Below are 25,047 nucleotides of genomic sequence, written 5' to 3'. Positions count from 1 at the left end.
GATCAAAGCTTCGTCCAGGCTGCGTTCTTCTTCGACGATTTCACGCAGGCCTCGATGAAGGCCATGCCTTCGACACCGTCCTGGATGGTCGGGAAGATGACATCCTTAGCCGGCTTGCCACCCTTCCGGCGCGCCGCGCGGATGGCGCGGGCCGCCTCCTGGTAGATGTTGGCGAAGCCTTCGAGATAGCCTTCCGGATGGCCTGACGGAACGCGGCTGACGCGCCCGGCGACGGGCAGCGCGCCGGCGCCATTTCGGGTGATCAACTGCTTTGGCTGGCCGAACGGGGTGTACCAGAGGTAGTTCGGATCGGCCTGCACCCATTCAAGCCCGCCTTTCGAGCCGTAGATGCGCAGCTTCAGCCCGTTCTCGTGGCCGGGCGCCACCTGGCTCGCCCACAACATGCCCTTGGCAGGGTGCGACTTGCCGACCGGCTTGAAGCGCAGCATCACATTGACATTGTCGTCGAGTTGCCGCCCCGGCACGAAGGCGTCGAGATCGGCGGAAAGCGCATCAAGCTCAAGCCCGCAGACGAAGCGTGCCAGATTGTAGGCATGCGTGCCGATGTCGCCCAGCGCGCCGCCGGCGCCGGCCTGTTTGGGATCCGAGCGCCACGCTGCCTGCTTCTGGCCGGTGGCGGCAAGGTCCTCGGTCAGCCAGTCCTGCGGATATTCCGACTGCACGATGCGAATGTCGCCGAGCTGCCCCTTGGCCACCATCTCGCGCGCCTGCCGCACCATCGGATAGGCGGTGTAGTTGTGGGTGAGGACAAAGACCTTGCCGGTCTTTTCAACCAGTGCCGCCAGCTTCTTCGCTTCCGCCAACGTCGTCGCCAGCGGCTTGTCGCAAATAACGTGGATGCCGGCTTCGAGAAACGCCTTCGCCGCTGGCACATGCACATTGTTGGGCGTGACGATGGCCACCGCCTCGATACCGTCCGGCCGCTTGGCCTCGGCCTTGGCCATCTCGGCGAACGAGCCGTAGCTGCGCGCCGGATCGAGCCCGAGCTCCTCGGCCGAGGCCTTGGCACGCGCCGGGTCGGATGACAGGGCACCGGCGACCAGCACGAACTCATTGTCCATGCGCGCCGCGATCCGATGCACGGCGCCGATGAAGGCGCCTTGCCCGCCGCCGACCATGCCGTAGCGGATCGGGCCGCCTCCCGTTTCCGACTTCGATGCGCCGACCATGATTTTTCTCCCTCGTTGTTTCTTACCCTCCCCCTTGCGGGGAAGGGTCGACGCGTAGCGCCGGGGTGGGGTCGCCGGGCGTGGAGCTCGGGATGAACCGACCCCACCCGGCCCTTCGGGCCACCCTCCCCTCGAGGGGGAGGGAAAGCGGTGCTAGATTCCCATCATGGCGCGCAGCACCTTTTTATCGGTCGCGCTGCCGGCGAAGTCGTCGAATGCCTTTTCCGTCACCCTGATGATGTGATGCTGGATGAAGGGCGCGCCTTCGGCCGCGCCATCCTCGGAGTGCTTCAGGCAGCACTCCCATTCCAGAACCGCCCATGAATCGTAGTCATACTGGGCGAGCTTGGAGAAGATGCCGCCGAAGTCCACCTGGCCATCGCCGAGCGAGCGGAAACGCCCGGCCCGGTTCGTCCAGCTCTGATAACCGGAATAGACGCCTTGCCGGCCGGTCGGATTGAACTCGGCATCCTTGGCGTGGAAGGCCTTGATCCGCTCGTGATAGATGTCGATGAATTCGAGATAGTCGAGCTGCTGCAGCAGGAAATGCGACGGGTCGTAATTGATGTTGCAGCGCTTGTGGCCGCCGACCGCGTCAAGGAACATCTCGAATGTCGCGCCGTCGAAGACGTCCTCGCCCGGATGGATCTCGTAGCCAACATCGACGCCATTGTCCTCATAGACGTCGAGGATCGGTTTCCAGCGCTTTCCCAATTCGGAAAACGCTTCCTCGATCAATCCCGCCGGCCGTTGCGGCCACGGATAAAGGTAGGGAAAAGCCAACGCTCCACAAAACGACACCGACGCCTTGAGCCCGAGGTTCTTCGAAGCCTTGGCGCCGAACTTCATCTGTTCGACCGCCCATTGCTGCCTGGCCTTCGGATTGTTGTGCACCGCAGGCGGTGCGAAGCCGTCGAACTGCGCGTCATAGGCCGGATGCACCGCCACCAACTGCCCCTGCAAATGCGTCGACAGCTCGGTGATCTCGACGCCGGCATCGCTGCAGATGCCCTTCACCTCGTCGCAATAGGCCTGGGAAGACGCCGCTTTCTCGAGGTCGAACAGCCGGCTGTCCCAGGTCGGGATCTGCACGCCCTTGTAGCCCAGCCCGGCCGCCCATCTGGTGATCGACGGCAGCGAATTGAACGGTGCGGCATCGCCCGCGAACTGCGCCAGAAACAGCCCAGGACCTTTCATTGTCGACGGCATCGGCATCCTCCCTAATTATCCACGACCAAGCATAGCGCCGATTGAAAGCAGGGCCAGCCTCTTTGGTCTTTTCTCGACAGGCGCTGGTGCGCACCGCCATTCTGGTATTACCAAATATGCTCATTTGGTCAAGCGCCGCCGCGCACAACCGGCGCTGCGAAAATTGCCGGTCAGCGGGCAAATATGCCAGTTTAATCAAAGAAATAATCATGGGCCGGGGCTGCCTTGCAGGATTTCTTGCCGTCCAGATGAAATTGCTGTAGACCTCTTTTCACGCCCAATTGGTCGAACCAGTTACGACGAATGCTGGAGCGCCTTGGGGAGGACCCATGCAACGCAATCTGGGGTGCGTCGCAGGCGAATTGTTACAGGCGAATTCTGGGAAGGACAGACCATGCATCTTTCAACGCACAACTGGATGCGGGCGGAACCGCTGGAAACGACGCTCAAGCGCATCAAGAAATTCGGCTATGAGTCGATCGAGATTTCCGGCGAGCCCGCGCAATACAAGACCAACGAGACGCGCACGCTCTTGAAGGAGCACGGCATCCGCTGCTGGGGGGCGGTGACGCTGATGCTGGGCGAGCGCAATCTGGCCGCCAGGGACCAGGGCCAACGCGAGCGCTCGGTGCAGTATGTCAAAGAGGTGCTGACGATGGTCAGCGAGCTCGACGGCGAGATCATCACGCTCGTTCCCGCCACCGTCGGCAAGGTGGTGCCGGACGGCACCGAGGAAGAAGAATGGAAATGGGTCGTCGACGCCACCAGGGAATGCTTTACCCATGCCAGGAAAGTGGGCGTCAAGATCGCGGTCGAGCCGCTCAACCGCTTCGAGACCTACCTGTTCAACCGCGGCGCCCAGGCGCTGGCTCTGGCCGATGCGGTCAGCCCTGAATGCGGTGTCTGCCTCGACGCCTATCACCTCCATATGGAGGAGTTCAACGTCTACGATGCCATCCGGCAGGTCGGAAACCGCCTGTTCGATTTCCACGTCGCCGACAACAACCGCTTCGCCGCCGGTCTCGGACAGATCGACTGGCCGAAGATCGTCGACACCCTGAAAGAGGCCGGTTACGACGGCGCGTTGACCAACGAGTTCGTCGCCCCTGTCGACCGCACGCCGGCTGCTCCCTATCCCGACATGGTCGATCGCAACCCGGTCGACATCTCGCCGGAGCAGCTCAAATTCATCCAGGACCACGGTTCCAGCGTGCTCACGGAAAAATTCTACACCGACCAGATGCGCATCACCGCCGAAACGCTGCTGCCGCTGATCAAGTAATCGATCTCTGGAAACGAGCCTTTCCGACGGCGGCCCCTAACGGCGGCAAGGCAGAGGAAGAACATGCGCATCAAGACGGTCCAAGCCTGGTGGGTCCGCATACCGATCGAAGCCGCGCGGCAGCACCGCAGCGACTTCGGTCAGGTGGCGACGTTCGACGCCGCAATCCTGCGTATCGAGACCGCCGATGGGCTGGTCGGCTGGGGCGAAGGCAAGAATGCCGCCGGCAGCACCGGCAGCTATGGCGCCCTCGTCCACATGCTGAACCACGAGGTCGGCCCGCAGCTGATCGGCTGCGATCCGGCCGACATCGGGGTGATCTGGGAGATGCTCTACAATGGCGTGCGCCACGACAGCGCCGCGCAAAACGGCCACGCCATGCCGCAATTGGCGCGGCGCGGCATCAGCGTCGCCGCAATCAGCGCTGTCGATATCGCGTTGTGGGATATTCTGGGCAAGTCGTTGGGGCTTCCGGTCTGGCGGCTGCTCGGCGGCCGCAAGCTTGACCGCATGCCGGCCTATGCTTCCGGCGGCTGGGCCTCCAGCGAGGCGATCGGCGAGCAGTTGAAATCCTATATCGCCAGGGGCGGCTTCAAGGCGCTGAAGATGCGGATCGGCGCGATGGACGGCGCTCCGCACCATTCTGCCGCCCGCGTCCGCGCCGCAAGACAGGCGCTCGGCCCCGAAGTCGACCTGATGGTCGATGCGCACGGCACCTATACGGTGGCGGAAGCCAAACGCTTCATCCATCTCGCCGGGGATCTCGATCTGGCCTGGTTCGAGGAGCCGGTCATCGCCGACGACAAGCCCGGCATGGCCGAAGTGCGGGCGTCCGGTTCCATCCCGATCGCCACCGGCGAAAGCGAAGCGACGCGCTACGCCTTCCGCGACCTCGCCACGCTCAAGGCTGCCGACATCTTCCAGCCTGACCCGGCCTTCTGCGGCGGCATCAGCGAGGCAATGAAGATCGGCACCATCGCCAGCGCCTTCAATCTGCGCTTCGCGCCGCATCTGTGGGCCGGCGCGCCCTGCTTCTTTGCCGGGCTGCATGTCTGCGCTGCTTCGCCGGCTAGCTTTACCGTCGAATATTCGCTCGGCGCCAATCCGATGATCCACGATCTGATCGAGGAGACTGTCGAAGCAAAGGACGGTATGATAGCGATCCCCGAGAAGCCTGGACTGGGATTCACCCTTTCGGAACGTTTCCTGGAGGCGCACGCGCTACGCGGCTGATCATGAAAGAAAAGAACCTTCTCGCGGAACTCGCCGCCTATCTGTTCTCGCACTCCGACAAGGCGACCGGCCGAACGCCGTCGGAGCGAGAACTGGCGGAGCATTTCGCCGTCAGCCGCGGCCAGATCCGTGAGGCGCTGGCCATCCTCGAAGCCATGCGCATCGTCGAGCGCCGGGCCAAGTCCGGCATCTACATCGACACCAAGCAGGCCAGTGTCGAGGCGATGGCGCTTTTTGCGCGGGCCGGCCTGCCGCTCGACCCGATCCAAATCTACGAGACCGTCGAGTTGCGCAAGATCCACGAGATCAAGGCGGCCGAGCTTGCCTGCTCGCGCGCCACCGAGGAAAATTTCGAACGGCTGCGCGAAATCCTGAAAGCTTCGGAAGAGCGCATTGCGGCAGGCGAGGGCCTCGCCAAGGAGGACCGCGAATTTCACCTTGAGATCGTGCGGGCGACCAAGAACAGCGTTTTTCACAACATATGCAGCCTCTATTACCTGATGGGCGAGCAACGCCTGCCGATCTACTTCAACGATCCCGAACGCAACGTGCGTTCGCATGCCGAGCACATCCAGATCTACGAGGCGCTGCTGCGCCGCGACGGCAACCTCGCCCAGGCGCTGATGAGCGCCCATCTGCAAGGCGCGGAAAGCTATTGGAAAGGCCTGATCGAGGGTGGGGCAGAGCCTCACGGTCCAGCGCTCGAGGCGGTCTGATATGCCTAAAATCCTGACGACACACACGCTGCACCCGCGCGCCTCCGCCATGTTGACCGGCGCCGGCGAACTCGTCGTCGCCTCCGCGCTCGATGCCGACACACTGGCGACTGAGGCTGGGAATGCCGATATCATCATCGTTCGCGCCCCGCTGCCATCAGCGCTTTTCGAAGGGGCGACGAAGCTTCGGGCCGCAATCCGCCATGGCGCCGGGCTCGACATGGTTCCCATGGAAGCGGCCACGGCAGCCGGCGTGCTGGTGGCAAACGTGCCGGCGGTCAATGCGCGCTCGGTCGCCGAATACGTGATGTTCGCGGCGCTGGCACTGCTGCGGCGCTTCCGTATAGTCGACCGCGACTTGCGGGCGAAGGGCTGGCTGGCCGGCCGCGATCACACCATTCTCGCCAGCGAGCTCGCCGGCAAGACCATCGGCATCGTCGGCTTCGGCGCCATCGGACAGGCAGTCGGCCACATCGCGGCGCAAGGTTTCGATCTGAACGTGGTGGCGACGACGCGCAGCATGAGGCCGGCGCCGGACAGGGTGGGGTTCCTGTCGATCGATGCGCTGGTCGAGCAGAGCGACATCATCGTTCTGTGCTGCCCGCTGACAGCGGAGACGCGCGGCCTGATCAACCGCGAGCGCATCGGTCGAATGAAGCCGCACGCGCTGCTGATCAATATTTCGCGCGGGCCGGTGATCGACGACGACGCGCTGATCGAAGCCCTGCAGAAGGACCGTATCGGCGGTGCCGCGCTCGATGTCTTTGCGACGCAGCCGCTGCCGCCCAATCACCCCTATTTCGGCTTCGACAATGTCATTGTCACGCCCCATATGGCCGGCATCACCGAGCAGTCGATGATGCGCATGGGCGTCGGTTCGGCTGCTGAAACCTTGCTGGTGCTGGCCAACAAATTGCCGGTCAACCTGCGCAATCCCGAAGTCGTCGAGCATTACCGGCGGCGGTTCCCGGCCGACGCGTAACGCTACCGCCGTTTCGCCCAATTTCTCCACGACGCTGCACCCATGCTCGTTTTTCGCCGCACCCCGCTGCTCGTTGCGATCGTTTCGATCTGCGTCCTGCCCTCGGTCGCTGCAGCCGACAGCAGTTATGTCTATTGCGACAACGGCCTGCGGTGCGTGATGGCGCCTTGTCCGTCGAACAGCGCGCTCGATCTTGCCACGGGCAAGATCATCAAGGGCGTGTCGATCGACATCGAGGAATTGCCGCCGCAGGACAAGGCGCTCGATCTTTCGGACAAGCTCTACGCCGGCAAGGTTGTCGTTGTTGGCTCCGTCGAGAACCGAACCCAGACCCTCAACGGCAAGCAATACACTCTGCCATGGCTGGTCGCGACCGGTATCGAACGCGCGTCCAGGGACAGCGAACGCGGCCACTGTTCGTCGCAATAACGTTCACATCTTCAGCGGCCAAGCAGTGCCTCGACTTCCGCCGCGATGCGCAGCAGACGGTGGTCGTCGCCGTGGCGTGCCACCAGCATCAGCCCGGCCGGGCGCGCCATTCCCGGCATCGGCAGCGAGATCGCGCAGAGGTCGAACTGGTTGGCGACCTGCGTGTTGCGCAGCAGAAGGCCTTCCGTACGCTCACACAGAGCTTCGTCGCTGGTCATCGACACGATGGTCGGCGCGGTGACCGGCGTGGTCGGCAGGGCCAGCACATCGACAGACGCCAGCCGCTCGTCCATGGCGGCGACAAGCGCCGTGCGGCGGCGGATTGCCCTTATATAGGCCGTGGCCGGAACGGCGGCGGCGCGCGACAACGGCTCACTCACCCGCGGATCGACCGGCGTCGTCGGACCTGTCGCCAGCCAATCTGCATGGACCGCGGCGCCCTCCATTGCCGCGATCGAGGCCCGCCTGGTTGCCGCGCGCAAATCGGCAAGCAGGTCATCGATGGACAGATCGGCGAGGCGTGCACCGGCGAGTTCAAGCTTGCGAGCACATCGCTCGAACGCCGCCGCGACCTCTTCTTCGGTATCCTCGAAGAGCACGCCGTGGGGAACGCCGATGCGCAGTCCGGCAAACGGAAGCGGAACCAGAGCCACGGGCTGCTCGCCCGCCATCACCGCATCGGCTGCCGCACATTCGGCGACGGTGCGCGCAAGCGGGCCGATGGAGTCGAGCGTGTCGGACAGCGGGAAGACGCCAACGCGAGACACGCGCCGCGCCGTCGGTTTGAAGCCGACGACACCGTTCAGCGCCGCCGGAATACGCACCGAGCCGCCGGTGTCGGAACCGATCGAGATCTCGCTCGTGCCTTCGGCAACGGAAACACCGGCGCCGGAGGAAGAGCCGCCTGCGATCCGGCTGGCGTCGGTCGCATTGCCGGGCGTGCCGTAATGCGGGTTGACGCCGATTGCGGTGAAGGCGAATTCGGTCATGTTGGTCTTGCCGAAGATCACCGCGCCCGCTTGCCGCAGCCGCCGCACGATGACGGCATCCCGCAGCGCCGGCGCTGCGGGGCAGAGCAACAACGAACCGGCCGTGGTCGGCTCGCCGGCGACATCGAACAGGTCCTTGATCGACAGAATTGTTCCGTCGGGCGGCCCGAGCGTCACGCCGGCTCTGCGCCTGGCATCGGCGGCGTCGGCTGCTGCTCGTGCGGCTTCCGGATAGAGTTTTACGAATACGCTTTCATTGTCGGCGCGGACGGCGAGACGCGAAAGGACGGCTTCGAGGCGGTCGCGGGCTGATTGCATGGCACAGTCTACTTTTTTATTGTCGCCCGAACAGCCCAGCACACTGACGTCGATGGCTCTAGCGATAGCCAGTCGCATCGGCTGGTTTGCCGGCGTCCTGAACCTCGGGAACGTAGCGCCACGCGTCAGGCCGCGAGCCGTCGAGATCAGTAAAGCCGTAGACCTGCGCCAGCCCGCCACTCGACAGCGACTGTCCGTTCCAGCGCGAACGGTCCGGGTCCGCCGCAAGCGCCGCCACTGCGCGCCCGATAAAGCGCGGGGTCTCGGAAATGACGAAATGCGGCACTTTTGCTGTCGCATCACGCCAGTTGTCCTCGGTCACCCCGAAAGCTTCCAACATCATTTCCGAACGCAGCCAGCCGGGTGTCAGCGAAATCGAGGTGGCGCCGTGCGGGGCGAGGTCCTTGGCATGGGCCCAGGCCATACGGGTCACCGACACTTTGGCGAGGTCATAGAACGGCGAGAGCCGATAATGCTCGGCATTATACTCCGCGGTGCCGTCGGTGACTTCGACCAGCAGGCCGCCCGGGCGCTCGATCAGAAGCGGCAGCGCGTAGTGTGCGGTGATCAGATGCGTGTCGATGCCCAGCCGCAACATGCGCAAACCATTCGTGAGATCATGTTCCCAGACCGGCTTGTTCCATTCGAACAGTTTCTCGCCGCCCCAAATGTCGTTGACCAGCACATCGAGGCGGCCCTGTTCGGCACGTATCCGGTCGACCAGCTTGCGCACGTCTTCGGCAACCAGATGGTCGACTTGCACAGCGATGCCATGGCCGCCTTGCGCTGAAACAAGCTCCGCCGTTTCCTCGATGGTTTCCGGGCGGGCGTATTCGGACTGATGCGCGCGTGTCGTCCGCCCGGTGACGTAGACCGTCGCGCCCGCGGCACCCAGTTCGACAGCAATGCCTCTCCCCGCACCGCGCGTGGCGCCAGCGACCAAAGCGACCTTTCCCTCAAGCGTCATTGAACCTCCCCAGACTCTGACCAACCAATGCTCTGACCAACCAATGCTGGCCTTCTTCAAAGTTAAGATATATAAATGATCATTCGGTTATAAATGGATGTCAAGATGCCTCGGCAAAAAACGCAATCCGACGAGGTCGTGCTGGAAGCGGCACACCGGCTGATCCACAGGCATGGCCCGGAGGCACTCACATTTGAACGGCTGTCCCAAACTTGCGGGCTCTCCGGCTCGACCCTGGTGCAGCGTTTCAAGAACAAGGCCACGCTCAGGCAAAGAACCTTGCTGCAGGCATGGGACAGGCTGGACGCGAAGACGACAAAGCTCGCAGACGCGACGCCGAGAACCCCTTTTGGCGCGATCGAATTGCTGGTGGCGCTGTCACGCGACTATGGCGGCATCGAATCCTATGCCGAAGGCCTGCTCGTCCTGCGCGAAGATCTCCGCGATCCGGTGCTTCGCGCGCGGGGGGCGTCGTGGAAGACATCGCTATGCAGCATCCTCGACTCTTGCTTTGCTTCGGTCGTCAACACGCCGTTGGACATCGGCCTGCTGATGGCATCGCACTGGCAGGGTTCGCTGCTTTGGTGGAGTTTCGACCCGAAAGTCGAAGTTGCAACCTATGTCGAAGACAGTCTGGGCCGTTTTGTCGCCGCAATCGCCACGGCCCGAAAACCATAACGTCTTCGGGCCATTTGTTGGAGGCTTCCTACGTGCTTAGGATGCGCTCCTCGGGCCAAGCAAAAACGCCGCCAAGGCCGCCAGCAACGTCGCGATCCCGCAATAGGCGAAAGCGCTGGCAACGCCGGCATTGTCGACCAGCAGGCCGCCGAAAACGGCGCCCAGTGCAATGGCCACCTGGAATGTGGCGACCATCAGCCCGCCAGCGCTTTCTGCCTGGTCGGGAGCGGCTCGCACAAGCCAGGTTTGCAGCCCGACCGGCACCGCGCCAAAGGCAAAACCCCAGGCGGCCACCGCTATCGCCGCCACCGCGGGCGAAGCGCCGATGGTCAGCAGCAGAAGTGCCGCGACCGCAATCAGCAGTGGCGCCAGGCCTACCGCGGTCTTGAGGCTTCGTTCAGCCATGAACCCGCCGGCAAAGTTGCCGAAGAAGCCACCGATGCCGTAGGCGAGCAGCACAAGCGAGATCGTCTCGATGTCCAGCGCGGGCACCTTCTCGAGAAACGGGCGGACATAGGTGAAGCCGGCAAAATGTCCCGAGGCGACCAACAGGACCACCAGGAGCGCAACCCTGATCATCGGCCGCTTTATCACCTCCAGCAAGGTCCGAAAGCTTGCCACGCCCGCCGGCGGCAGCTTCGGAAGGGTGGCGATCTGCACCAGCAGCGCCAGGGCGCCGACAACAGCTGCGATCATGAAGGCCGTTCGCCATCCCCAGACGTCACCGACATAGGCACCGACCGGGGCCGCACAGACGGTCGCCACCGAAACGCCGGTGAGGATGATCGACATGGCGCGCGGCATCAGCCGCATCGGGACAAGCCGCATCGCCATGGCCGCCGACATCGACCAGAAGCCGCCGAGGCTGATCCCGAGCATGATGCGGGCGATCAGAAGAACGGGAAGCGAGGACGCAAACGCCGCCAACAGGTTCGACAGGATCAGCAGCACGCTCAGTCCCCACATGACGAGCCTGCGGTCCAGCCGTTTGGTGATGATGGCCATGGTCGGGGCGGCTATCGCGCCGACAACGGCGGTTGCCGTCACCGCTTGGCCGGCCGTGCCTTCGGTCACACCGAGATCCTGCGCCAGCGGCGTCAACAGGCTGGCAGGCAGGAATTCCGCGGTCACCAGCCCAAACACACCGAGCGCGAGAGATACGACCGCTCCCCACGCCGGCTCGGCTCGTTCGTCGGTTTCCGCCGGATCGAGAACGGCTGGCATGACGCCTGTCGCGGGTTCGGTCATGATGGGATCTCCGATCTGGTTGCAGCGCAACATTTGGCTGCAGTGCAACATAGGGAGTGACCGCCTGGCGTTTCCATGCTAGAAACACCATCATGCTTGACCATTCGTCCAAAATTCCGGTCACCGGCGATCCGCTGACAGACATATTGCGCGGTTTACGGCTCGACGGCGTCGAATACGGCCGCTGTGAGATGCAGGAGCCCTGGGGCCTCCAGTTTCCGGCCCAGACGGCGGCGCGGTTTCATTTCATCGGCCGCAAGGGATGCTGGTTGCTGCAGCCGTCCGGCGAATGGGTCGAGCTCAAGGCGGGCGACGCGGTGCTGCTGCCGCGCGGCGCCGCACACGTCCTGGCGAGCGAGCCGGGCACCGAGACTTCGCCGATCCAGGGCTATAAGGTCGCGGAACTCTGCAAGAACGTCTACTGCCTGTCCAATGAAGGTTGCCGGCCGGGGACGCTGCTGTTTTTTGGCAGCATGTATTTCAATCTCGACGGTTTGCACCCATTGCTCGGCATGATGCCGGACGTCATGCGCGCGCACGAGTTGGAAGCCTATGAACCTGGTATCCCGCATCTGCTGGAGGCCATGGCACGCGAGGTGACGATGGAGCGCGTCGGCTCCGGCGGCATTCTGGCACGGCTGGCCGATGTGCTGGCCGCCACCGTCATCCGCTCATGGGTCGAGCGCGGCTGCGGCGACTCGTCCGGCTGGATTGCGGCAGTGAGGGACCGCGAGATCGGGCGCGTGCTGGCCGCGATCCACCTCGAACCAGACCGAGACTGGACGGTGGAGACCCTGGCCAGGATGATGGGCGCCTCTCGGTCGGGCTTCGCCGAGCGCTTCGCGACGATCGTCGGCGAAACGCCGGCCAAATATGTCACCCAGGTGAGAATGCACCAGGCACGGCAATGGCTGGTCCGCGACCGGTTGAAGATTTCCGTCGTCGCCGCACGCCTGGGTTATGAATCCGACGCGTCGTTCAGTCGGGCGTTCAAGCGCGTCATCGGATCGGCTCCCAGCCATTTCCGGGCCGAGGAGCAGGCTGAGACCCGCCAAGCCGGCTAAACCTGGCCACAGGCTTCAAGCCGCGTAGCAATTTGCCGCCCAACAGACGCGCATTTTTGCGCGACGCGGCTTAGCCTGCGTGACGGAGGCTTATCCCGGTACCCTTGTCGAACAGCACCACCTTGTCCGGATCCCAGGCAAAGCGCACCGGCTGCTCGATCTCGACATCGGTTCTGGCCGGCACCGTGGCCCGCAACATGGCGTCGCCGACCCGCAGCGTCAGGATCTTTTCGACGCCATGGTTCTCGACATCATGGACGCGCGCTTCCACCGGCGCCCCGCTCTCGAGATAGAGATCCTCGGGACGAATACCGAAGACGAGCGGGCGACCGTCGGTCTCGCCGCTCGTCCTGGCCCCCCCTGCAAAAGGCAGTTCGAAATTCAGCGGTGCCATCACCGCGCGGCCATTGACGAGCTTGCCGTCGATGAGGTTCATCGGCGGCGAGCCGACGAAGCTCGCCACATAGGTGTCGCGCGGATTGTTGTAGATCTCATAGGGCGTGCCGGTCTGGACGATGCGGCCATGGTTGAGCACGCCAACCTTGTCGCCCATCGACATCGCCTCGATTTGATCGTGCGTGACGAACAGGAAGGTCTGGCCAAGGTTCATCTGGATGTTCTTCAGCTCGGTGCGCAGCGCCTCGCGCAACTTGGCGTCGAGCGCAGACAGCGGCTCATCCATCAGGAACACGCGCGGCTTCCTGACGATGGCGCGACCGATCGAGACGCGCTGCATCTCGCCGCCAGAGAGGCGATCCGTCTTGCGGTCGAGCAGATGCTCGATACGCAAGGTCTTGGCAACGCGGTCGACACGCCTCTTGATCTCGTCGGGCTCGATGCGGCGGATTTTCGGCTTCAGCGGGAATTCGAGATTTTCGCGCACCGTGTAGCGCGGATAGAGCGAGTATTGCTGCAGAACCAGCGCCACGTCGCGCTCGGCCGCACCCCAGTCAGCGACATCAGCGCCGTCGATGAATATCTGCCCTTCGTCCGGTTTTTCCAGGCCGGCGATCATGCGCAGCGTCGTCGTCTTGCCGGCGCCGGTCTCGCCGAGCAGCACGAAGAACTCGCCGTCGGCAATGTCGAGATTGAGCCCGGTCAATGCGGTGTGATTGCCGAATGCCTTTGAGATGTTCTTGAGCTGGATATGGGCCATCAGAGTCTCACCCCCAGCGAATTGCCGCTTGCCGTGTCGAAGAAATGCGCCTGCGCCGGGTCGAGCTTGGCGAAGACCTGGACCCCCGCCTTGCCGACGAAACCGGAACGGGTTCGGGCGCGCAGCATCTGTGTCCCGACCTTGAGGTCGACGATATCGTATGAGCCGAGCGGTTCGATGATGCGCGCCTCGACCGGCAGATAACCGTCCGCCGGGTCGCGCGAGACCATCACGCCTTCGGGGCGAATGCCGAGTGAGAGGCGGTCCTGCCCGGCGTTCGCGGCGTCGAGCTGGCCGACCAGTTCGGCCGGGAAAACGAACCCTTCCGCGGCACCGTCGACGGTGACCCTGGCGCCCGAGCCGTTCATCGTCACCGCTGCGTTGGCAACGTTCATCACCGGCGAGCCAACGAATTGCGCGACGAACAGATTGGCCGGGTGCTTATACACTTCCGATGGGCTGCCCACCTGTTGCAGAACGCCCTCATGCATGATGACGATGCGGTCTGCAAGGCTCATAGCCTCGATCTGGTCGTGGGTGACGTAGATGGTGGTCGAGCCCTGCTTGATGTGCAGCCGCTTGATCTCCGCGCGCATCTCCTCGCGCAGCTTGGCGTCGAGCGCGCCGATCGGCTCGTCCATCAGCATCGCCTTCGGCCGCCGCACCAGCGCCCGGCCGATTGCCACCCGCTGCATGTCGCCACCCGACAACGCCGACGGCTTCTTGCCGAGCAGATCGTTGATCTGCAGCACTTTGGCGACCGAGCGCACCTCGCCGTCGATCTCCGCCTTGCTCTTGCGCATGGCGCGCAACGGAAAAGCGATGTTCTCGTAGACGCTCATATGAGGATAGAGTGAGAACGACTGGAAAACCATCGCGATGTCGCGGTCGGCAGCCTTGAGATGCTGGACCGGCTTGCCGTCGATGAGGACGTCGCCGCCGTCGATCGTCTCCAGCCCGGCGATTGCGCGAAGCGTCGTCGTCTTGCCGCAGCCCGACTGGCCGAGCAGCACGATGAACTCGTTGTCGTCGATCTTGAGGTTGAGGTCCTTGATGACCTGGACGGCGCCGAAGAATTTCTGGACACCACGAAGCTCGATCTGGGTCATGCGTGACCTTCTTTTTCCGGTGCGCCGGTCGCCTTCGGCTCCTGCCTTGGACCGACCCAGCCCGTCATCATGAACGTCAGCAGCCCGACGATGATGATCGTCAGCCCGTAACGGTGCAGGAAGAGGTTCCACGGCTGGCAGAGCGCGATGATGCCGAGCACCATCACGATCTCGGCCGTGCGCTGGATTGTAGCGTGGCGGATCATTTGCGGATCGCTCCGAAGGACATGCCGCGCAGGAGGTGCTTGCGCAACAGGAAGGTGAAGATGGCGACCGGCAGCAGGAACAGGAAGGTGCCGGCGGCGATGACCGTCCAGTCGGGCAGGCCGGAACCGACCTGGCTGGGAATGAACGGCGGCGCCGTCTGGGCACGCCGGTTGGTCATGATCAGCGCGAAGGCATATTCGTTCCACGCGGTGATGAAGCAGAATACGGCGGTGGCGGCGATGCCGGTGGCCGCCTCCGGCAGCACGATCTTGAAGAAGGCCTCCATGCGCGTATAGCCGTCGACGAGCGCCGCCTCCTCGTACTCCTTCGGAATTTCGTCCATGAACCCCTTCATCAGCCAGACCGAGAAGCTGAGGTTGAAGGCGGTGTAGAGGATGATCAGGCCCCAATGCGTGTCGTTGAGGCCGACGACCCGGTACATCAGGAACATCGGGATCGCCACCACTACCGGTGGCAGCATGCGCGTCGACAGGATGAAGAAGAGCAGGTCCTGTTCCCCCTTTATCTTGAAGCGCGAGAACCCGTAAGCCGTGAAGGTGCCCATGCCGACGGCGAGGATCGTCGAGGTGATGGCGACGATCAGCGAATTCATGAAGCGGCTCGGATAGCCGGACCACTGCACCTCGCCCCTGCCCGAACGCACCACCTTCTCGCCGCCGTCAAACACCAGCCGCTCCCACCACGGGGCGGCGGCGTATTGTTCCGGCGTCGGCGCTGTGCGCAGTTGCGAGCGCTTGGTGAACAGCTTGACGAAGGGCGATATCTCCGGCTGGAAGACCACCGTCGGCGGGATGGTGGTGGCGAGGTTGCGCGGCTTGAACGCCGTCGAGGCTATCCAGTAGATCGGCGCCAGGAAGATGATCGTGACGATCAGCACGCCGACGATGGCGAGCTTGTTGAGCGAACGCTCGGCAGAGGTGGTGACAGCGGCCATGCTAGCGCTCCTTCACCTTGTTCAGGTATTTGACGTAGATGTTGGTGATCGCCAGGATCATGATCAGCACGATGTACGCGAGCGCGCAGGAGCGCCCGGTCTGCCATTCCTGGAACGCCATCTTGTAGAGCCGGATCGAGATCACCTCGGTGGTCGGCTGGCTGGTCAGGATGTAGGCGAGATCGAATGTCTTGAACGCCTCCATGGTGCGAAAGATGATCGCGATCATCAGGATCGGCGCGACCAGGGGCAGCGTAATGCGAAAGAAGGTATAGAACGACCCGGCGCGGTCGATCGCGGCCGCCTCGTAGAGGTGCTTCGGCACTGCAGACAGGCCGGCGAGCGACAGCAGCATGACGAAGGGCGACCACATCCAGATGTCGGTGATGGCAACCGCGTAGAGCGCCATGTCGGGGTTGGACAGCCACTCGAAGGAGCCGAGGCCAAGCGTATAGTTGATGATGCCGAAGGACGGATCGTAGAGCAGTTTCCAGAATAGGCCGACGACAGCCATCGACAGCATCATTGGCAACAGCAGCAGTGTCGTCAGCAGGCCCTTCAACGGGATATCGCGGTTGAGCAGCAACGCCACGCCGAAGCCGACGATGACCTGGCCGACTACGGAGACGATGACATATTTGGCGGTGATGGCGAAATTCGACCAGATGAACGGGTCGTTGAGCAGCTCGCGGTAATTCTGCAGTCCGACGAAATTGGCCGCCGCGGGGCTCGACGCGCGAAAGTCGGTGAACGAATAGCCGAGCGAATAGAGCAGTGGAAAGATGTTGAAGACGATCAGGAAAACGATCGTCGGAATGATGAAGAGATTGCGGATCGTGAGGTCGCTCATGCCGCGGGCGGCGGAGCGCGAGTTGGGATCCAGCGTGGTCATGACTGCAGTGGCCAAGGCCCGTTCCTTCCTTGTCCGGAAAAGAAAACGGAAGGGGCGGCTCCCGCCCCCTCCGAGCGTTAGTGCCGTTTACTTCACGCGGTTGTATTTCTTGAACGTCGCGTTCCAATCCGCGGCGAGCGCATCGAGCACTTCCTTGGCCGTGCCCTGATTGCCGGTGATGTAGGGATAGACGCGTTGGTTCATCTGGATGAGCAGCTCGGCATATTCCGGCGTCGCCCAGAAGTCCTTCACCTTGAACATGGTTTCGTAGAAGGCCTTGTTGTATGGCGTGGCGTTCTGGAATTCAGGCGACTCGAGCACTTTGGCACTTGCCGTGTAACCGCCGAGTTCCGCCCATTTCTTCTGCGTCTCGTCCTTGATGAACCATTCCAGGAACTTCATCGCCTCTTCCTGATTCTGGGAATAGGAGACGACGGAGATGCCCTGGCCGCCGAGCGCGGCGAACTGGTCGCCGTTCGGTCCAGGAGGGTTGGCGAAGAAGCCGGTGACCTTGGCATTCGGGTTGGAGGCTTCGTTGATCAGCGCTGGGAAGAAAGCGAAGTAGTTCATGCTCATCGCCGCCAGGTTCTCGGTGATCGCCTGGTTGTCCTCGATGAAGAAGCTCTTGGCCCAACCAGGAGGGGTGAAGGAATAGAGCTCCTTGTAGGCCTCGAGCGCCTTGACGTTCTGCTCGGAGTTGATGATCCCGTCGACCTTGTAAGTGGCATAGTCGCCAAGCTCGCCGCCGAAGGAGAAGATGGCGTTCTCGACGCCCATCACTAGAGCGTCGTAGGAGTTATCGGTATAGATAGCGACGCCGTAGCGCTTCTCGTCGGGACGGTGGAAGAATTCGGCGATGTCGCGCAGCTGCTTCCAGTCCTTAGGCACGCCGAGATCGTAGCCGTACTTGGCTTTGAAGGCCTCCATCTCCTTCGGATCTTCGAACCAGTCCTTGCGATAGGACCAGCCGACCGCGTCGCCCTCGGCCGGGATCGACCAGTATTTGCCGGAGTTGGATGGATATTCGGCGTAGTATTTCACCGTCGCCGGCGCCATCACTTCCTTCAGATTGTGCTTGTTGAAGAAGTCGGTGAGGTCGACATAGTGACCGGCCTCGGAGGCGGCGCCGATCCACTGGGAATCGCCGACGACCATGTCGTAGGCGCTGCCCTTGGCGTTGAATTCGGTGAACGCCTTGGTCTGGAAATCCCCCCACGGCGTCGTCTCGACCGTGACCTTCACGCCGCTCTCGGCCTCATAAAGGTTGACCAGTTCCTGCAAATAATTCGCCGGATCCCATTCAGCCCAGAATATGGTGAGTTCCTTATCCTGCGCGTAGACGGACGTTCCGCAGGCGAGCACTAAGCCGATACCAGCAAGCATGCTGGTCATTGTCTTGCGCATGATGATTTCCTCCCTTGTGCGCATTCTACCGTATCATCCGAGCCGGCGGCGAGGCCGGCCCTGGTAGTTCCTTCCGTGATGGCGCCGTTCCGGTTTTCGAGCCTCCTCGCCCAACCGGAAATGGCTCGCAGCCCCCACATTCGACCCGCTATATCGTCCTGATCTGGTATTACCAATTTCGGACGCACGTCAAGCTCTTTCTTGGACGATGGCGGGGCCTCAGACAAGCAGATTTCAGCAACATCTGTCTGTTTTTCTTAAATTTTCCTACTCGTTGATACGCAAGGCCCTTGTTCGCGCTACGAAACGCCGACTATTGTCAGTAGTAGGCATCCCCATCTGGTCGAACCAGATCGATACTATTCCGCAGCTGTCGCCGGCGCAGGTCTGTTTCCTCCAGCCATCGATTCCATCACTGCAGCCCGCACCAGCGCGCCGGCTGCCCATTGCGCTACCGACATCATCTTGCGGCTGTCCAGTCCCCATATATCCTTCAGCACGATCAGCACTTCGACGCCGAAGATCAGCGACAGGGCTTGTGCCAGGCGGTTGAATTCGCGTGGCGGCAGCCGGTGCTTGAGCGGTGCGATCGCGTCCTTGAGCAGATCGATGCGATGGCCGCGCGTGAAGGCCGGCTCGCCGTCCAGCGTGCCGGCCTGCCGTCGCGCCCACTGATCGAGCGACAGCTTCAGCGCCGCCTTGAACGTCGCCTCGAAGGCTTCGATGCGCGGCATGGCCGTGTCGAACAGTTCGACGACGCGGCGCTCGGGATCGGCTGAGGCCGATTTCCAGGTGAGGATCGGCCCGAGCCCTTCGTCGACCACCGCCTGCACCAGCGCCGCCTGGCTTGGAAAATACCGATAGGCGGTGGCGCGGGAGACTTCCGCCGCTTCGGCGACTTCGCTGACCGAAGGCGTGGCGCCCGCCTGCATCAGCCTTGTCGCCGTCTCCAGCATCAGCCGCCTTGTGCGGGCGCGCGGCCCGCGCGCTGCTCCAGAACCGGCGTCGTCGGGCACTGCGGCTGGTTGACGTGAGACATTCATGTCAATATGATACGCACGTCTCAAAAAATTGCAATGGCCTTTCGCGCTGCCGAACGGCCGGGGCAAAAGAGCGGCCGGCAGCAACGCCGAGTGCGCCTCGAACCGGGGAAACGCAATGAAGCGCGTCTATGTGGTGGGCACCGCCGACACCAAGGGTGAGGAACTTGCCTTTCTGGCCGATGCGGTCGCCGCCACCGGAGCTGCTGTCGCCCGCGTCGACGTCGGAACGCGCAACGCGACCGTGCCGGTCGATGTCTCGGCCGAAGAGGTCGCCGGCCACCATCCCGACGGCAGCACCGCCGTGCTGGGCGTCGACGACCGCGGCACCGCGGTGGCGGCAATGGCCATCGCCTTCGCCCTGTTTGTCCAGTCGCGCACCGATATATCAGGAGTGATCGGTATCGGCGGTGGTGGCGGCACTTCGATCATCACGTCAGGCATGCGCGCGCTGCCGCTCGGCATGCCCAAGATCATGGTCTCGACGCTCGCCTCGGGCGACACCGCGCCTTATGTCGATGTCTCCGACATCGTCATGATGCCGTCGGTGACCGATATGGCCGGCTTGAACCGGCTGTCTCGCGTGGTGCTGCACAACGCTGCCCAGGCGATAGCAGCCATGTCTGCAAAACCGGCACCGCCGCCCGACGGCAAACCATCGATCGGGCTCACCATGTTCGGCGTGACCACGCCGTGCGTGACTTCGATCGCCGACGAGCTTCGTTCGACCTATGACTGCATGGTCTTCCATGCCACCGGCACCGGCGGCCGCACCATGGAGAAGCTGGCCGACAGCGGCTTGCTGTCCGGCGTCATCGACATCACGACGACAGAAGTCTGCGACCTCCTGTTTGGCGGCGTTCTGCCGGCAACCGAAGACCGTTTCGACGCGATCGCCCGCACGAAACTGCCCTATGTCGGCTCGGTCGGCGCGCTCGACATGGTGAATTTCTGGGCGCCGCCGACCATTCCGGAACGCTATAGCGGACGGCTGTTTTACGAGCACAATCCGAACGTGACGCTGATGCGCACGACGCCTGACGAAAGCCGCAGGATCGGCGAATGGATCGGCGCCAAACTGAGCCTCTGCGACGGTCGGGTCCGCTTCCTCATTCCCGAAAAAGGCGTTTCGGCGCTCGACATCGAAGGCGGCGCCTTCTTCGACCCTGAAGCCGATGCAGCACTCTTCGAGGCCATCGAGCGCACGATCATGCCGGATAACACACGTCGCGTGGTCCGCTTGCCGCTGCACGTCAACGATCCCGAATTCGCCAAGGCTGCGGTTGCGGCTTTTCTCGACATCGCCAGACAGTGAGAGACGAAGCCATGCCCGCCATACCGCGCAAGAAGATCCTGGAAAAGTTCCGCAAAATGATTGCCGGCGGCGTGCCGATCGTCGGCGGCGGCGCCGGCACCGGGCTGTCGGCCAAGGCCGAGGAGGCCGGCGGCATCGACCTGATCATCATCTACAATTCCGGCCGCTACCGCATGGCCGGCCGCGGCTCGGCTGCCGGCCTGCTCGCCTATGGCAACGCCAACGAGATCGTCAAGGAAATGGCCTATGAGGTGCTGCCGGTGGTGAAGAAGACGCCGGTGCTGGCCGGCGTCAACGGCACCGATCCCTTCGTCATCATGCCGCTGCTGCTGGCCGAGCTAAAGACGATGGGTTTTTCCGGCGTGCAGAACTTTCCGACCATCGGCCTGTTCGACGGCCAGATGCGGCAGAGTTTTGAGGAAACCGGCATGGGCTTCGGGCTCGAGGTCGACATGATCGCCGCGGCACACGAACTCGATCTGCTGACGACGCCCTATGTATTCAACCCCGATGAGGCGCGCGCCATGACCAAGGCCGGTGCTGACATTGTCGTCGCTCATATGGGGGTGACCACCGGCGGCTCGATCGGTGCGACGTCGGCCAAATCGCTCGACGACTGCGTGACCGAGATCGACGCCATCGCTGAAGCGGCGCGTGCGGTACGCAAGGATGTCATCCTGCTTTGCCATGGCGGGCCGATCTCGATGCCGGACGATGCCCGCTATATCCTCGAACGCTGCAAGGGCCTGCACGGCTTTTACGGGGCAAGCTCGATGGAGCGGCTGCCGGCGGAAGCGGCGATCGCCAGGCAGACTGCCGATTTCAAGGCGGTCTCGCTGGAGCATCGGACCCAAAAGTCGGAACCGGTTTTGGGAAAATCCGATGCGCAAACGAAAAAAAGCGGCGCCAAGACGACCGCGAAGAAAAAGAAGGGATGAGACGATGACCGACAAGAGCAAGGTGTTTGTCTACCCGAAGGATGTCAGCGCCTTCGGCTTCGACTGGGGCAGGCTGTCGTTGACGGTGGCTCCCGAGGTGAATGGTGCTGCGCGCTTTTCCGGCGGCGTCGTCGACCTGCCGTCCGGCAAGGGCCACACGCGCCACAACCATCCGGGCGCGGAAGAGATCATCTTCGTCATATCAGGCAATGGCGAGCAGATGGTCGAGGACGAGGACGGCAATCCGGTCGTTGAGAAGGTCGGCCCCGGCTGCACCATCTATGTGCCGGAAAGCCGCTTCCACTCGACACTGAACACCGGCGATGCGCCCATGCAGCTTTTCGTCGTCTATTCGCCGGCCGGGCCGGAACTGGCGCTGCGCGACCTGCCGGACTTCAGGCTGCTGCCGCCGGGTGGGAAGTGATCTCTGCACACCCGCCTCCTTGTTTGCGGCAGGGCTAATCGCATTTGTAGTTGCCCCCTCATCCGGCCGCTTCGCGGCCACCTTCTCCCCGAGGGGAGAAGAGATAGACGCCGTCGCTGGCGATCTCCTCTCCCTCCGGGGAGAGGTCGGATTGTCCCGAATTGCCCTTTGCAATTCGGTTGGCAATCCGGGTGAGGGGGCAGCGCCTTCATTGCAGTGCTGTCAAACCCCGCCCCGGTTCCAGCCCCTGCCCCGGTCGCCGAACATGACGTAGCCGCTATCGGTGACCGCCAGCGTGTCCTCAAGCTTGATGAAGCCGCGCGTCGGGTGCAGCATCGTCGTCTCGACCGAGAGCACCATGTTTTTCTCCAGCGGTTTTTCGGCATAGGTGCCCTCATAGGTCACCGGATGATTGGTCATCAGGAACGGCGCTTCATGGGTGATCAGCCCCATGCCGTGGGCGAAGAAATCGGTATACGGCGCGACCTTCGACGCTTTCAGCACGCCTTCCGCGTAGGATATCATCTCACCACCCAGCGTGCCGGCGCGCACCATGGAAAAGGCCGCCTGCTGCACCGCCTCGACTTCGGCCAACAGATCCTCGAGTTCGGCATCCGGCTCGCCCAAAATGCCCATGCGGCAGAGGTCGCCGATATAGCCGTGATAATTGCCGCCGGAATCGATCGACATCACCTCGCCCTTCTTCCAGGCCTGCGGCGAGCCGGCGCGGTTGTGGCTGGAGCCGAGCGTCAGCAGGCAATATTCGAAATGCGCGCCGCGATTGGTCTCCTCGCGCCGCAGCTGCTCGATGATCTCGGTCTTGGTCGTGCCTTCGCGGGCCCAGGCAATGGTCGCCAGCATGGAATCGGTGATCAGTTCGGAGGCGATGCGCAACTTCTCCAGCTCCGCATCCGTCTTGATCGCCCGCATCCGCTCCAGCATATCGGTCGCATCGATCAGCCTGGCATCCGGCAGCGCCTTGCGGATCAGCGTGTAGGCATCCGACGGCAGGAAAGCCGGCTCGATGCCGATGCGGGCGTCGCCCTTGCCGATTTTCGCCAGGTGCTCGACCGCGAGATTGGCGGCGTCGAGCGTGCCCCAGCAGGCGGCGTGCAAGGTCGGCGTCCAGAACGGGTTGTTCTGGTGCTCGGCGCCCTCCATGCGGTTGCCGATATAGGCGGCGTGGTCCGGGCCGCCCTTCTCGTAGACCACGATAGGCAGATAGCGGCTGTGGCCGATCGCATCCATGGCAGCGAAGAAGATGAACTTGTAGCCGCCAAGCAGATACTGCGTGTTGTGCTTGGAGGTGGCGAGCAGCACATCGATGCCGGCTTCCTCCATCAGCCGGTCGACCCTGGCATGATCGAACGGGATGGTGCTGACGGCATTCTTGCCCGGAACGACGTACATCTTTCTCTCCCTGAATTCCCTGACCGGCCGATCGGATCGCGGCAGTCTCCAGTCTGGTCTTGCCGAGACAAGTCTGGTCCTACCAGATAAGGTCGGATTGAACCGCTTCCCTGTAACTGGTCCAGCGGACAAAATTTTCAAAGCCACATGAGGATGCGCCAAATCCGTCGCTGGCGAAACCCTCGGCAAGGCTCATAATCACCCTTGCAAGGATGCCGTCCGGCGTCCGAGGGTAGTGGCCACGCGGCCGAGTGGCTGAGAGGGACGGAGTTCGATCATGTCAGAGGTCACAATTTCCAGACGCAGCGTGCTTGCCGGTTCGGCACTCCTGCTGGCTTCGACGGCGCAGCCGACGATCGGCTGGGCACAGACGCCGAAGAAAGGCGGGCGACTGGTCGTCGCCGCCGATTCCGAGCCGCGCAACCTCAATCCGGCGATCGTCGCGTCCAACGGCGTCTTCTTCATTTCGAGCAAGATCGTGGAACCGCTGGCCGAGGCGTCCTTTGACGGCAAGGACGGGCTCGACCCGCGCCTGGCGACAAGCTGGGAGGGCGCCGCCGACGGCTTGTCGGTAACGTTCAAATTGCGCGAAGGCGTCAGATGGCATGACGGCAAACCCTTTACCTCCGCCGACGTCGCGTTCTCGGCGCTGCAGATCTGGAAGCCGCTGCAGAATCTCGGCCGCACCGTGTTCAAGGATCTGGAGACGGTCGACACGCCGGACGAACTGACGGCGGTGTTCAAATTCGCCAGGCCGACACCATTCCAGCTGATCCGCAACGCCTTGCCGGCGCTGACCAGCGTGGTACCGAAGCACATCTACGAGACAGGCAAGATCGAGGAGAACCCGGCCAACAATGCGCCTATCGGCACCGGCCCGTTCAAATTCGCCGAACACAAGCCAGGCGAATATTACCGGCTGGAGAAGAATGGGGACTATTGGGGCAAGGACCAGCCTTACCTCGACGAGATCATCTATCAGGTGCTGCCCGACCGCACCTCGGCGGCAAGCGCGCTCGAGGCGGAAGAGATCCAGCTCGCCGCCTTTTCCGCGGTGCCGCTGGCCGATCTCGACCGCATCTCAAAAGTGCCTGGCCTCAAGGTGATCACCAAGGGTTATGAGGCGCTGACTTATCAGCTCGTCGTCGAGATCAACCATCGCCGCAAGGAACTGGCCGACCTGAAGGTGCGCCAGGCGATCGCCCACGCCATCGACAAGGATTTCGTCGTCAAGACGGTGTTCCTCGGCTATGCCGCCACCGCCACCGGCCCGGTGCCGAAAAACGATCCGCAGTTCTATACGGCCGATGTGCCGACTTATGCCTTCGACGTGGCCAAGGCCAACGCCCTGCTCGACGAAGCCGGCTACAGCAAGGGTGACGACGGCAAGCGCTTTTCGCTGAAGCTGCTGCCGGCGCCCTATTTCAACGAGACCAGGCAGTTCGGCGACTATCTGCGCCAGGCGCTCGCCGCCATCGGCATCGAAGCCCAGCTGGTCAACAACGACTCGGCCGCGCATATCAAGGCCGTCTACACCGACCACGCCTTCGACCTTGCGGTCGGGCCGCCGGTGTTCCGCGGCGATCCGGCGATCTCGACCACCATCCTGGTGCAGAGCGGCATCCCGGACGGGGTGCCGTTCTCCAACCAGGGCGGCTACAAGAACGACGAACTCGACGCCCTCATCGCCAAGGCGTCCGAGACACTCGACCCCGCCGCGCGCACGGAACTTTACAAGGAGTTTCAGAAAAAGGTCGCAGCCGATCTGCCGCTGATCAACGTCGCCGAATGGAGCTTCATCAGCGTAGTCAGAGACACGGTTGGGAATGTCGCCAACAACCCACGCTGGGCGGTGTCGAACTGGGCGGACACTTATTTGGAATCGTGACACA

25 protein-coding genes are annotated in these 25,047 nt (G+C 62.9%); 12 read left to right on the top strand and 13 right to left on the bottom strand.

What is annotated here, in order from left to right; translation table 11 throughout:
• Positions 1-2: 2 nt before the first annotated feature.
• Positions 3-1,190: a Gfo/Idh/MocA family protein gene (locus AC0L2V_RS28160; protein ID WP_091595405.1), complete on the bottom strand. Its 1,188-nt coding sequence runs from the start codon at positions 1,188-1,190 to the stop codon at positions 3-5.
• Positions 1,191-1,343: 153 nt separating this feature from the next.
• Positions 1,344-2,399, bottom strand: coding sequence for a sugar phosphate isomerase/epimerase family protein (locus AC0L2V_RS28155; RefSeq protein ID WP_473521782.1), 1,056 nt, complete (start codon positions 2,397-2,399; stop codon positions 1,344-1,346).
• A gap of 41 nt (positions 2,400-2,440) precedes the next feature.
• Between AC0L2V_RS28155 and AC0L2V_RS28150 the strand changes: the two genes are divergently transcribed.
• The 6 genes from AC0L2V_RS28150 (at position 2,441) to AC0L2V_RS28125 (ending at position 7,041) form a co-directional block, all read left to right on the top strand.
• The gene (locus AC0L2V_RS28150; RefSeq protein ID WP_473521781.1) at positions 2,441-2,662 is read left to right on the top strand and encodes a hypothetical protein; all 222 of its coding nucleotides are present in this window, start codon (positions 2,441-2,443) and stop codon (positions 2,660-2,662) included.
• 131 nt (positions 2,663-2,793) lie between these two features.
• Entirely contained in the window at positions 2,794-3,681 is an 888-nt protein-coding gene (locus tag AC0L2V_RS28145; RefSeq protein WP_473521780.1) for a sugar phosphate isomerase/epimerase family protein, read from the top strand.
• Between the two features lie 63 nt (positions 3,682-3,744).
• Complete coding sequence (locus tag AC0L2V_RS28140; protein ID WP_473521779.1) at positions 3,745-4,914, top strand: mandelate racemase/muconate lactonizing enzyme family protein; 1,170 nt, start codon at positions 3,745-3,747, stop codon at positions 4,912-4,914.
• A gap of 2 nt (positions 4,915-4,916) precedes the next feature.
• Entirely contained in the window at positions 4,917-5,630 is a 714-nt protein-coding gene (locus AC0L2V_RS28135; RefSeq protein WP_287054406.1) for a FadR/GntR family transcriptional regulator, read from the top strand.
• A gap of 1 nt (position 5,631) precedes the next feature.
• A complete protein-coding gene (locus AC0L2V_RS28130) occupies positions 5,632-6,612 on the top strand; it encodes a hydroxyacid dehydrogenase (protein WP_473521778.1) in 981 nt (326 codons plus the stop codon).
• 42 nt (positions 6,613-6,654) lie between these two features.
• Entirely contained in the window at positions 6,655-7,041 is a 387-nt protein-coding gene (locus tag AC0L2V_RS28125) for a hypothetical protein (RefSeq protein WP_473521777.1), read from the top strand.
• An 11-nt stretch (positions 7,042-7,052) separates the two neighbouring features.
• Here AC0L2V_RS28125 and AC0L2V_RS28120 read toward each other — a convergent pair whose 3' ends face one another.
• Positions 7,053-8,348 carry an amidase gene (locus AC0L2V_RS28120; RefSeq protein WP_473521776.1) on the bottom strand — a complete coding sequence of 432 codons (1,296 nt, stop codon included), beginning with the start codon at positions 8,346-8,348 and terminating at the stop codon, positions 7,053-7,055.
• 58 nt (positions 8,349-8,406) lie between these two features.
• On the bottom strand, positions 8,407-9,315 hold the full coding sequence (locus tag AC0L2V_RS28115; protein ID WP_287067002.1) for an SDR family oxidoreductase: 909 nt from the start codon (positions 9,313-9,315) through the stop codon (positions 8,407-8,409).
• 105 nt (positions 9,316-9,420) lie between these two features.
• Between AC0L2V_RS28115 and AC0L2V_RS28110 the strand changes: the two genes are divergently transcribed.
• Positions 9,421-9,993: a TetR/AcrR family transcriptional regulator gene (locus AC0L2V_RS28110; protein ID WP_473521775.1), complete on the top strand. Its 573-nt coding sequence runs from the start codon at positions 9,421-9,423 to the stop codon at positions 9,991-9,993.
• A gap of 36 nt (positions 9,994-10,029) precedes the next feature.
• Here the strand turns inward: AC0L2V_RS28110 and AC0L2V_RS28105 are convergent, their stop codons facing one another.
• Positions 10,030-11,241, bottom strand: coding sequence for an MFS transporter (locus tag AC0L2V_RS28105; RefSeq protein WP_473521774.1), 1,212 nt, complete (start codon positions 11,239-11,241; stop codon positions 10,030-10,032).
• Positions 11,242-11,333: 92 nt separating this feature from the next.
• Between AC0L2V_RS28105 and AC0L2V_RS28100 the strand changes: the two genes are divergently transcribed.
• Entirely contained in the window at positions 11,334-12,305 is a 972-nt protein-coding gene (locus AC0L2V_RS28100; protein ID WP_473521773.1) for an AraC family transcriptional regulator, read from the top strand.
• A gap of 70 nt (positions 12,306-12,375) precedes the next feature.
• On the opposite strand, the gene AC0L2V_RS28095 is transcribed toward AC0L2V_RS28100, so the two are convergent.
• The 7 genes from AC0L2V_RS28095 to AC0L2V_RS28065 all read right to left on the bottom strand — a co-directional run bounded on the left by AC0L2V_RS28095 (position 12,376) and on the right by AC0L2V_RS28065 (position 19,071).
• Positions 12,376-13,461: an ABC transporter ATP-binding protein gene (locus AC0L2V_RS28095; protein ID WP_473521772.1), complete on the bottom strand. Its 1,086-nt coding sequence runs from the start codon at positions 13,459-13,461 to the stop codon at positions 12,376-12,378.
• Positions 13,461-14,570 carry an ABC transporter ATP-binding protein gene (locus tag AC0L2V_RS28090; RefSeq protein WP_473521771.1) on the bottom strand — a complete coding sequence of 370 codons (1,110 nt, stop codon included), beginning with the start codon at positions 14,568-14,570 and terminating at the stop codon, positions 13,461-13,463. Before AC0L2V_RS28090 ends, AC0L2V_RS28095 begins: the two co-directional genes overlap by 1 nt.
• The gene (locus tag AC0L2V_RS28085) at positions 14,567-14,776 is read right to left on the bottom strand and encodes a hypothetical protein (protein ID WP_473521770.1); all 210 of its coding nucleotides are present in this window, start codon (positions 14,774-14,776) and stop codon (positions 14,567-14,569) included. Before AC0L2V_RS28085 ends, AC0L2V_RS28090 begins: the two co-directional genes overlap by 4 nt.
• The gene (locus AC0L2V_RS28080; protein ID WP_473493351.1) at positions 14,773-15,732 is read right to left on the bottom strand and encodes a carbohydrate ABC transporter permease; all 960 of its coding nucleotides are present in this window, start codon (positions 15,730-15,732) and stop codon (positions 14,773-14,775) included. The genes AC0L2V_RS28085 and AC0L2V_RS28080 overlap by 4 nt, the downstream gene beginning before the upstream one ends.
• A gap of 1 nt (position 15,733) precedes the next feature.
• Positions 15,734-16,639, bottom strand: coding sequence for a carbohydrate ABC transporter permease (locus AC0L2V_RS28075; protein ID WP_027153143.1), 906 nt, complete (start codon positions 16,637-16,639; stop codon positions 15,734-15,736).
• 72 nt (positions 16,640-16,711) lie between these two features.
• Positions 16,712-18,028, bottom strand: coding sequence for an extracellular solute-binding protein (locus AC0L2V_RS28070; protein ID WP_287194626.1), 1,317 nt, complete (start codon positions 18,026-18,028; stop codon positions 16,712-16,714).
• A 359-nt stretch (positions 18,029-18,387) separates the two neighbouring features.
• On the bottom strand, positions 18,388-19,071 hold the full coding sequence (locus tag AC0L2V_RS28065; RefSeq protein WP_473521769.1) for a TetR/AcrR family transcriptional regulator: 684 nt from the start codon (positions 19,069-19,071) through the stop codon (positions 18,388-18,390).
• 115 nt (positions 19,072-19,186) lie between these two features.
• Here AC0L2V_RS28065 and AC0L2V_RS28060 point away from each other — a divergent pair, with 115 nt between their 5' ends.
• The 3 genes from AC0L2V_RS28060 to AC0L2V_RS28050 are packed head-to-tail and all read left to right on the top strand — an operon-like array spanning position 19,187 to position 21,745.
• Positions 19,187-20,383, top strand: a complete 1,197-nt coding sequence (locus AC0L2V_RS28060; RefSeq protein ID WP_473521768.1) for a Tm-1-like ATP-binding domain-containing protein — start codon at positions 19,187-19,189, stop codon at positions 20,381-20,383.
• A gap of 11 nt (positions 20,384-20,394) precedes the next feature.
• On the top strand, positions 20,395-21,321 hold the full coding sequence (locus tag AC0L2V_RS28055; protein WP_473510877.1) for a phosphoenolpyruvate hydrolase family protein: 927 nt from the start codon (positions 20,395-20,397) through the stop codon (positions 21,319-21,321).
• Positions 21,322-21,325: 4 nt separating this feature from the next.
• Entirely contained in the window at positions 21,326-21,745 is a 420-nt protein-coding gene (locus AC0L2V_RS28050) for a cupin domain-containing protein (RefSeq protein ID WP_473510878.1), read from the top strand.
• A gap of 222 nt (positions 21,746-21,967) precedes the next feature.
• Here the strand turns inward: AC0L2V_RS28050 and AC0L2V_RS28045 are convergent, their stop codons facing one another.
• Positions 21,968-23,155 (bottom strand): M24 family metallopeptidase, encoded by a 1,188-nt coding sequence (locus AC0L2V_RS28045; protein WP_473521767.1) that lies wholly within the window; start codon positions 23,153-23,155, stop codon positions 21,968-21,970.
• Positions 23,156-23,432: 277 nt separating this feature from the next.
• Between AC0L2V_RS28045 and AC0L2V_RS28040 the strand changes: the two genes are divergently transcribed.
• Positions 23,433-25,043: an ABC transporter substrate-binding protein gene (locus tag AC0L2V_RS28040; RefSeq protein WP_473521766.1), complete on the top strand. Its 1,611-nt coding sequence runs from the start codon at positions 23,433-23,435 to the stop codon at positions 25,041-25,043.
• Positions 25,044-25,047 lie beyond the last annotated feature (4 nt).

This window comes from Mesorhizobium sp. WSM4814 (assembly GCF_055811595.1).
The sequence above is the reverse complement of the archived record's forward strand: the minus strand, read 5'-3'. Positions and strand labels throughout refer to the sequence as shown.

What these genes read in the sequence shown, in the direction of transcription:
- AC0L2V_RS28060 (WP_473521768.1), top strand. Translation starts at nt 19,187, where the DNA reads ATGAAGCGCGTCTATGTGGTGGGCACCGCCGACACCAAGGGTGAGGAA.
- AC0L2V_RS28080 (WP_473493351.1), bottom strand. Translation starts at nt 15,732, where the DNA reads ATGGCCGCTGTCACCACCTCTGCCGAGCGTTCGCTCAACAAGCTCGCC.
- AC0L2V_RS28115 (WP_287067002.1), bottom strand. Translation starts at nt 9,315, where the DNA reads ATGACGCTTGAGGGAAAGGTCGCTTTGGTCGCTGGCGCCACGCGCGGT.
- AC0L2V_RS28065 (WP_473521769.1), bottom strand. Translation starts at nt 19,071, where the DNA reads ATGAATGTCTCACGTCAACCAGCCGCAGTGCCCGACGACGCCGGTTCT.
- AC0L2V_RS28055 (WP_473510877.1), top strand. Translation starts at nt 20,395, where the DNA reads ATGCCCGCCATACCGCGCAAGAAGATCCTGGAAAAGTTCCGCAAAATG.
- AC0L2V_RS28100 (WP_473521773.1), top strand. Translation starts at nt 11,334, where the DNA reads ATGCTTGACCATTCGTCCAAAATTCCGGTCACCGGCGATCCGCTGACA.
- AC0L2V_RS28095 (WP_473521772.1), bottom strand. Translation starts at nt 13,461, where the DNA reads ATGGCCCATATCCAGCTCAAGAACATCTCAAAGGCATTCGGCAATCAC.
- AC0L2V_RS28085 (WP_473521770.1), bottom strand. Translation starts at nt 14,776, where the DNA reads ATGATCCGCCACGCTACAATCCAGCGCACGGCCGAGATCGTGATGGTG.
- AC0L2V_RS28155 (WP_473521782.1), bottom strand. Translation starts at nt 2,399, where the DNA reads ATGCCGTCGACAATGAAAGGTCCTGGGCTGTTTCTGGCGCAGTTCGCG.
- AC0L2V_RS28145 (WP_473521780.1), top strand. Translation starts at nt 2,794, where the DNA reads ATGCATCTTTCAACGCACAACTGGATGCGGGCGGAACCGCTGGAAACG.
- AC0L2V_RS28130 (WP_473521778.1), top strand. Translation starts at nt 5,632, where the DNA reads ATGCCTAAAATCCTGACGACACACACGCTGCACCCGCGCGCCTCCGCC.
- AC0L2V_RS28110 (WP_473521775.1), top strand. Translation starts at nt 9,421, where the DNA reads ATGCCTCGGCAAAAAACGCAATCCGACGAGGTCGTGCTGGAAGCGGCA.
- AC0L2V_RS28125 (WP_473521777.1), top strand. Translation starts at nt 6,655, where the DNA reads ATGCTCGTTTTTCGCCGCACCCCGCTGCTCGTTGCGATCGTTTCGATC.
- AC0L2V_RS28105 (WP_473521774.1), bottom strand. Translation starts at nt 11,241, where the DNA reads ATGACCGAACCCGCGACAGGCGTCATGCCAGCCGTTCTCGATCCGGCG.
- AC0L2V_RS28120 (WP_473521776.1), bottom strand. Translation starts at nt 8,348, where the DNA reads ATGCAATCAGCCCGCGACCGCCTCGAAGCCGTCCTTTCGCGTCTCGCC.
- AC0L2V_RS28090 (WP_473521771.1), bottom strand. Translation starts at nt 14,570, where the DNA reads ATGACCCAGATCGAGCTTCGTGGTGTCCAGAAATTCTTCGGCGCCGTC.
- AC0L2V_RS28140 (WP_473521779.1), top strand. Translation starts at nt 3,745, where the DNA reads ATGCGCATCAAGACGGTCCAAGCCTGGTGGGTCCGCATACCGATCGAA.
- AC0L2V_RS28135 (WP_287054406.1), top strand. Translation starts at nt 4,917, where the DNA reads ATGAAAGAAAAGAACCTTCTCGCGGAACTCGCCGCCTATCTGTTCTCG.
- AC0L2V_RS28070 (WP_287194626.1), bottom strand. Translation starts at nt 18,028, where the DNA reads ATGCGCAAGACAATGACCAGCATGCTTGCTGGTATCGGCTTAGTGCTC.
- AC0L2V_RS28050 (WP_473510878.1), top strand. Translation starts at nt 21,326, where the DNA reads ATGACCGACAAGAGCAAGGTGTTTGTCTACCCGAAGGATGTCAGCGCC.
- AC0L2V_RS28045 (WP_473521767.1), bottom strand. Translation starts at nt 23,155, where the DNA reads ATGTACGTCGTTCCGGGCAAGAATGCCGTCAGCACCATCCCGTTCGAT.
- AC0L2V_RS28160 (WP_091595405.1), bottom strand. Translation starts at nt 1,190, where the DNA reads ATGGTCGGCGCATCGAAGTCGGAAACGGGAGGCGGCCCGATCCGCTAC.
- AC0L2V_RS28040 (WP_473521766.1), top strand. Translation starts at nt 23,433, where the DNA reads ATGTCAGAGGTCACAATTTCCAGACGCAGCGTGCTTGCCGGTTCGGCA.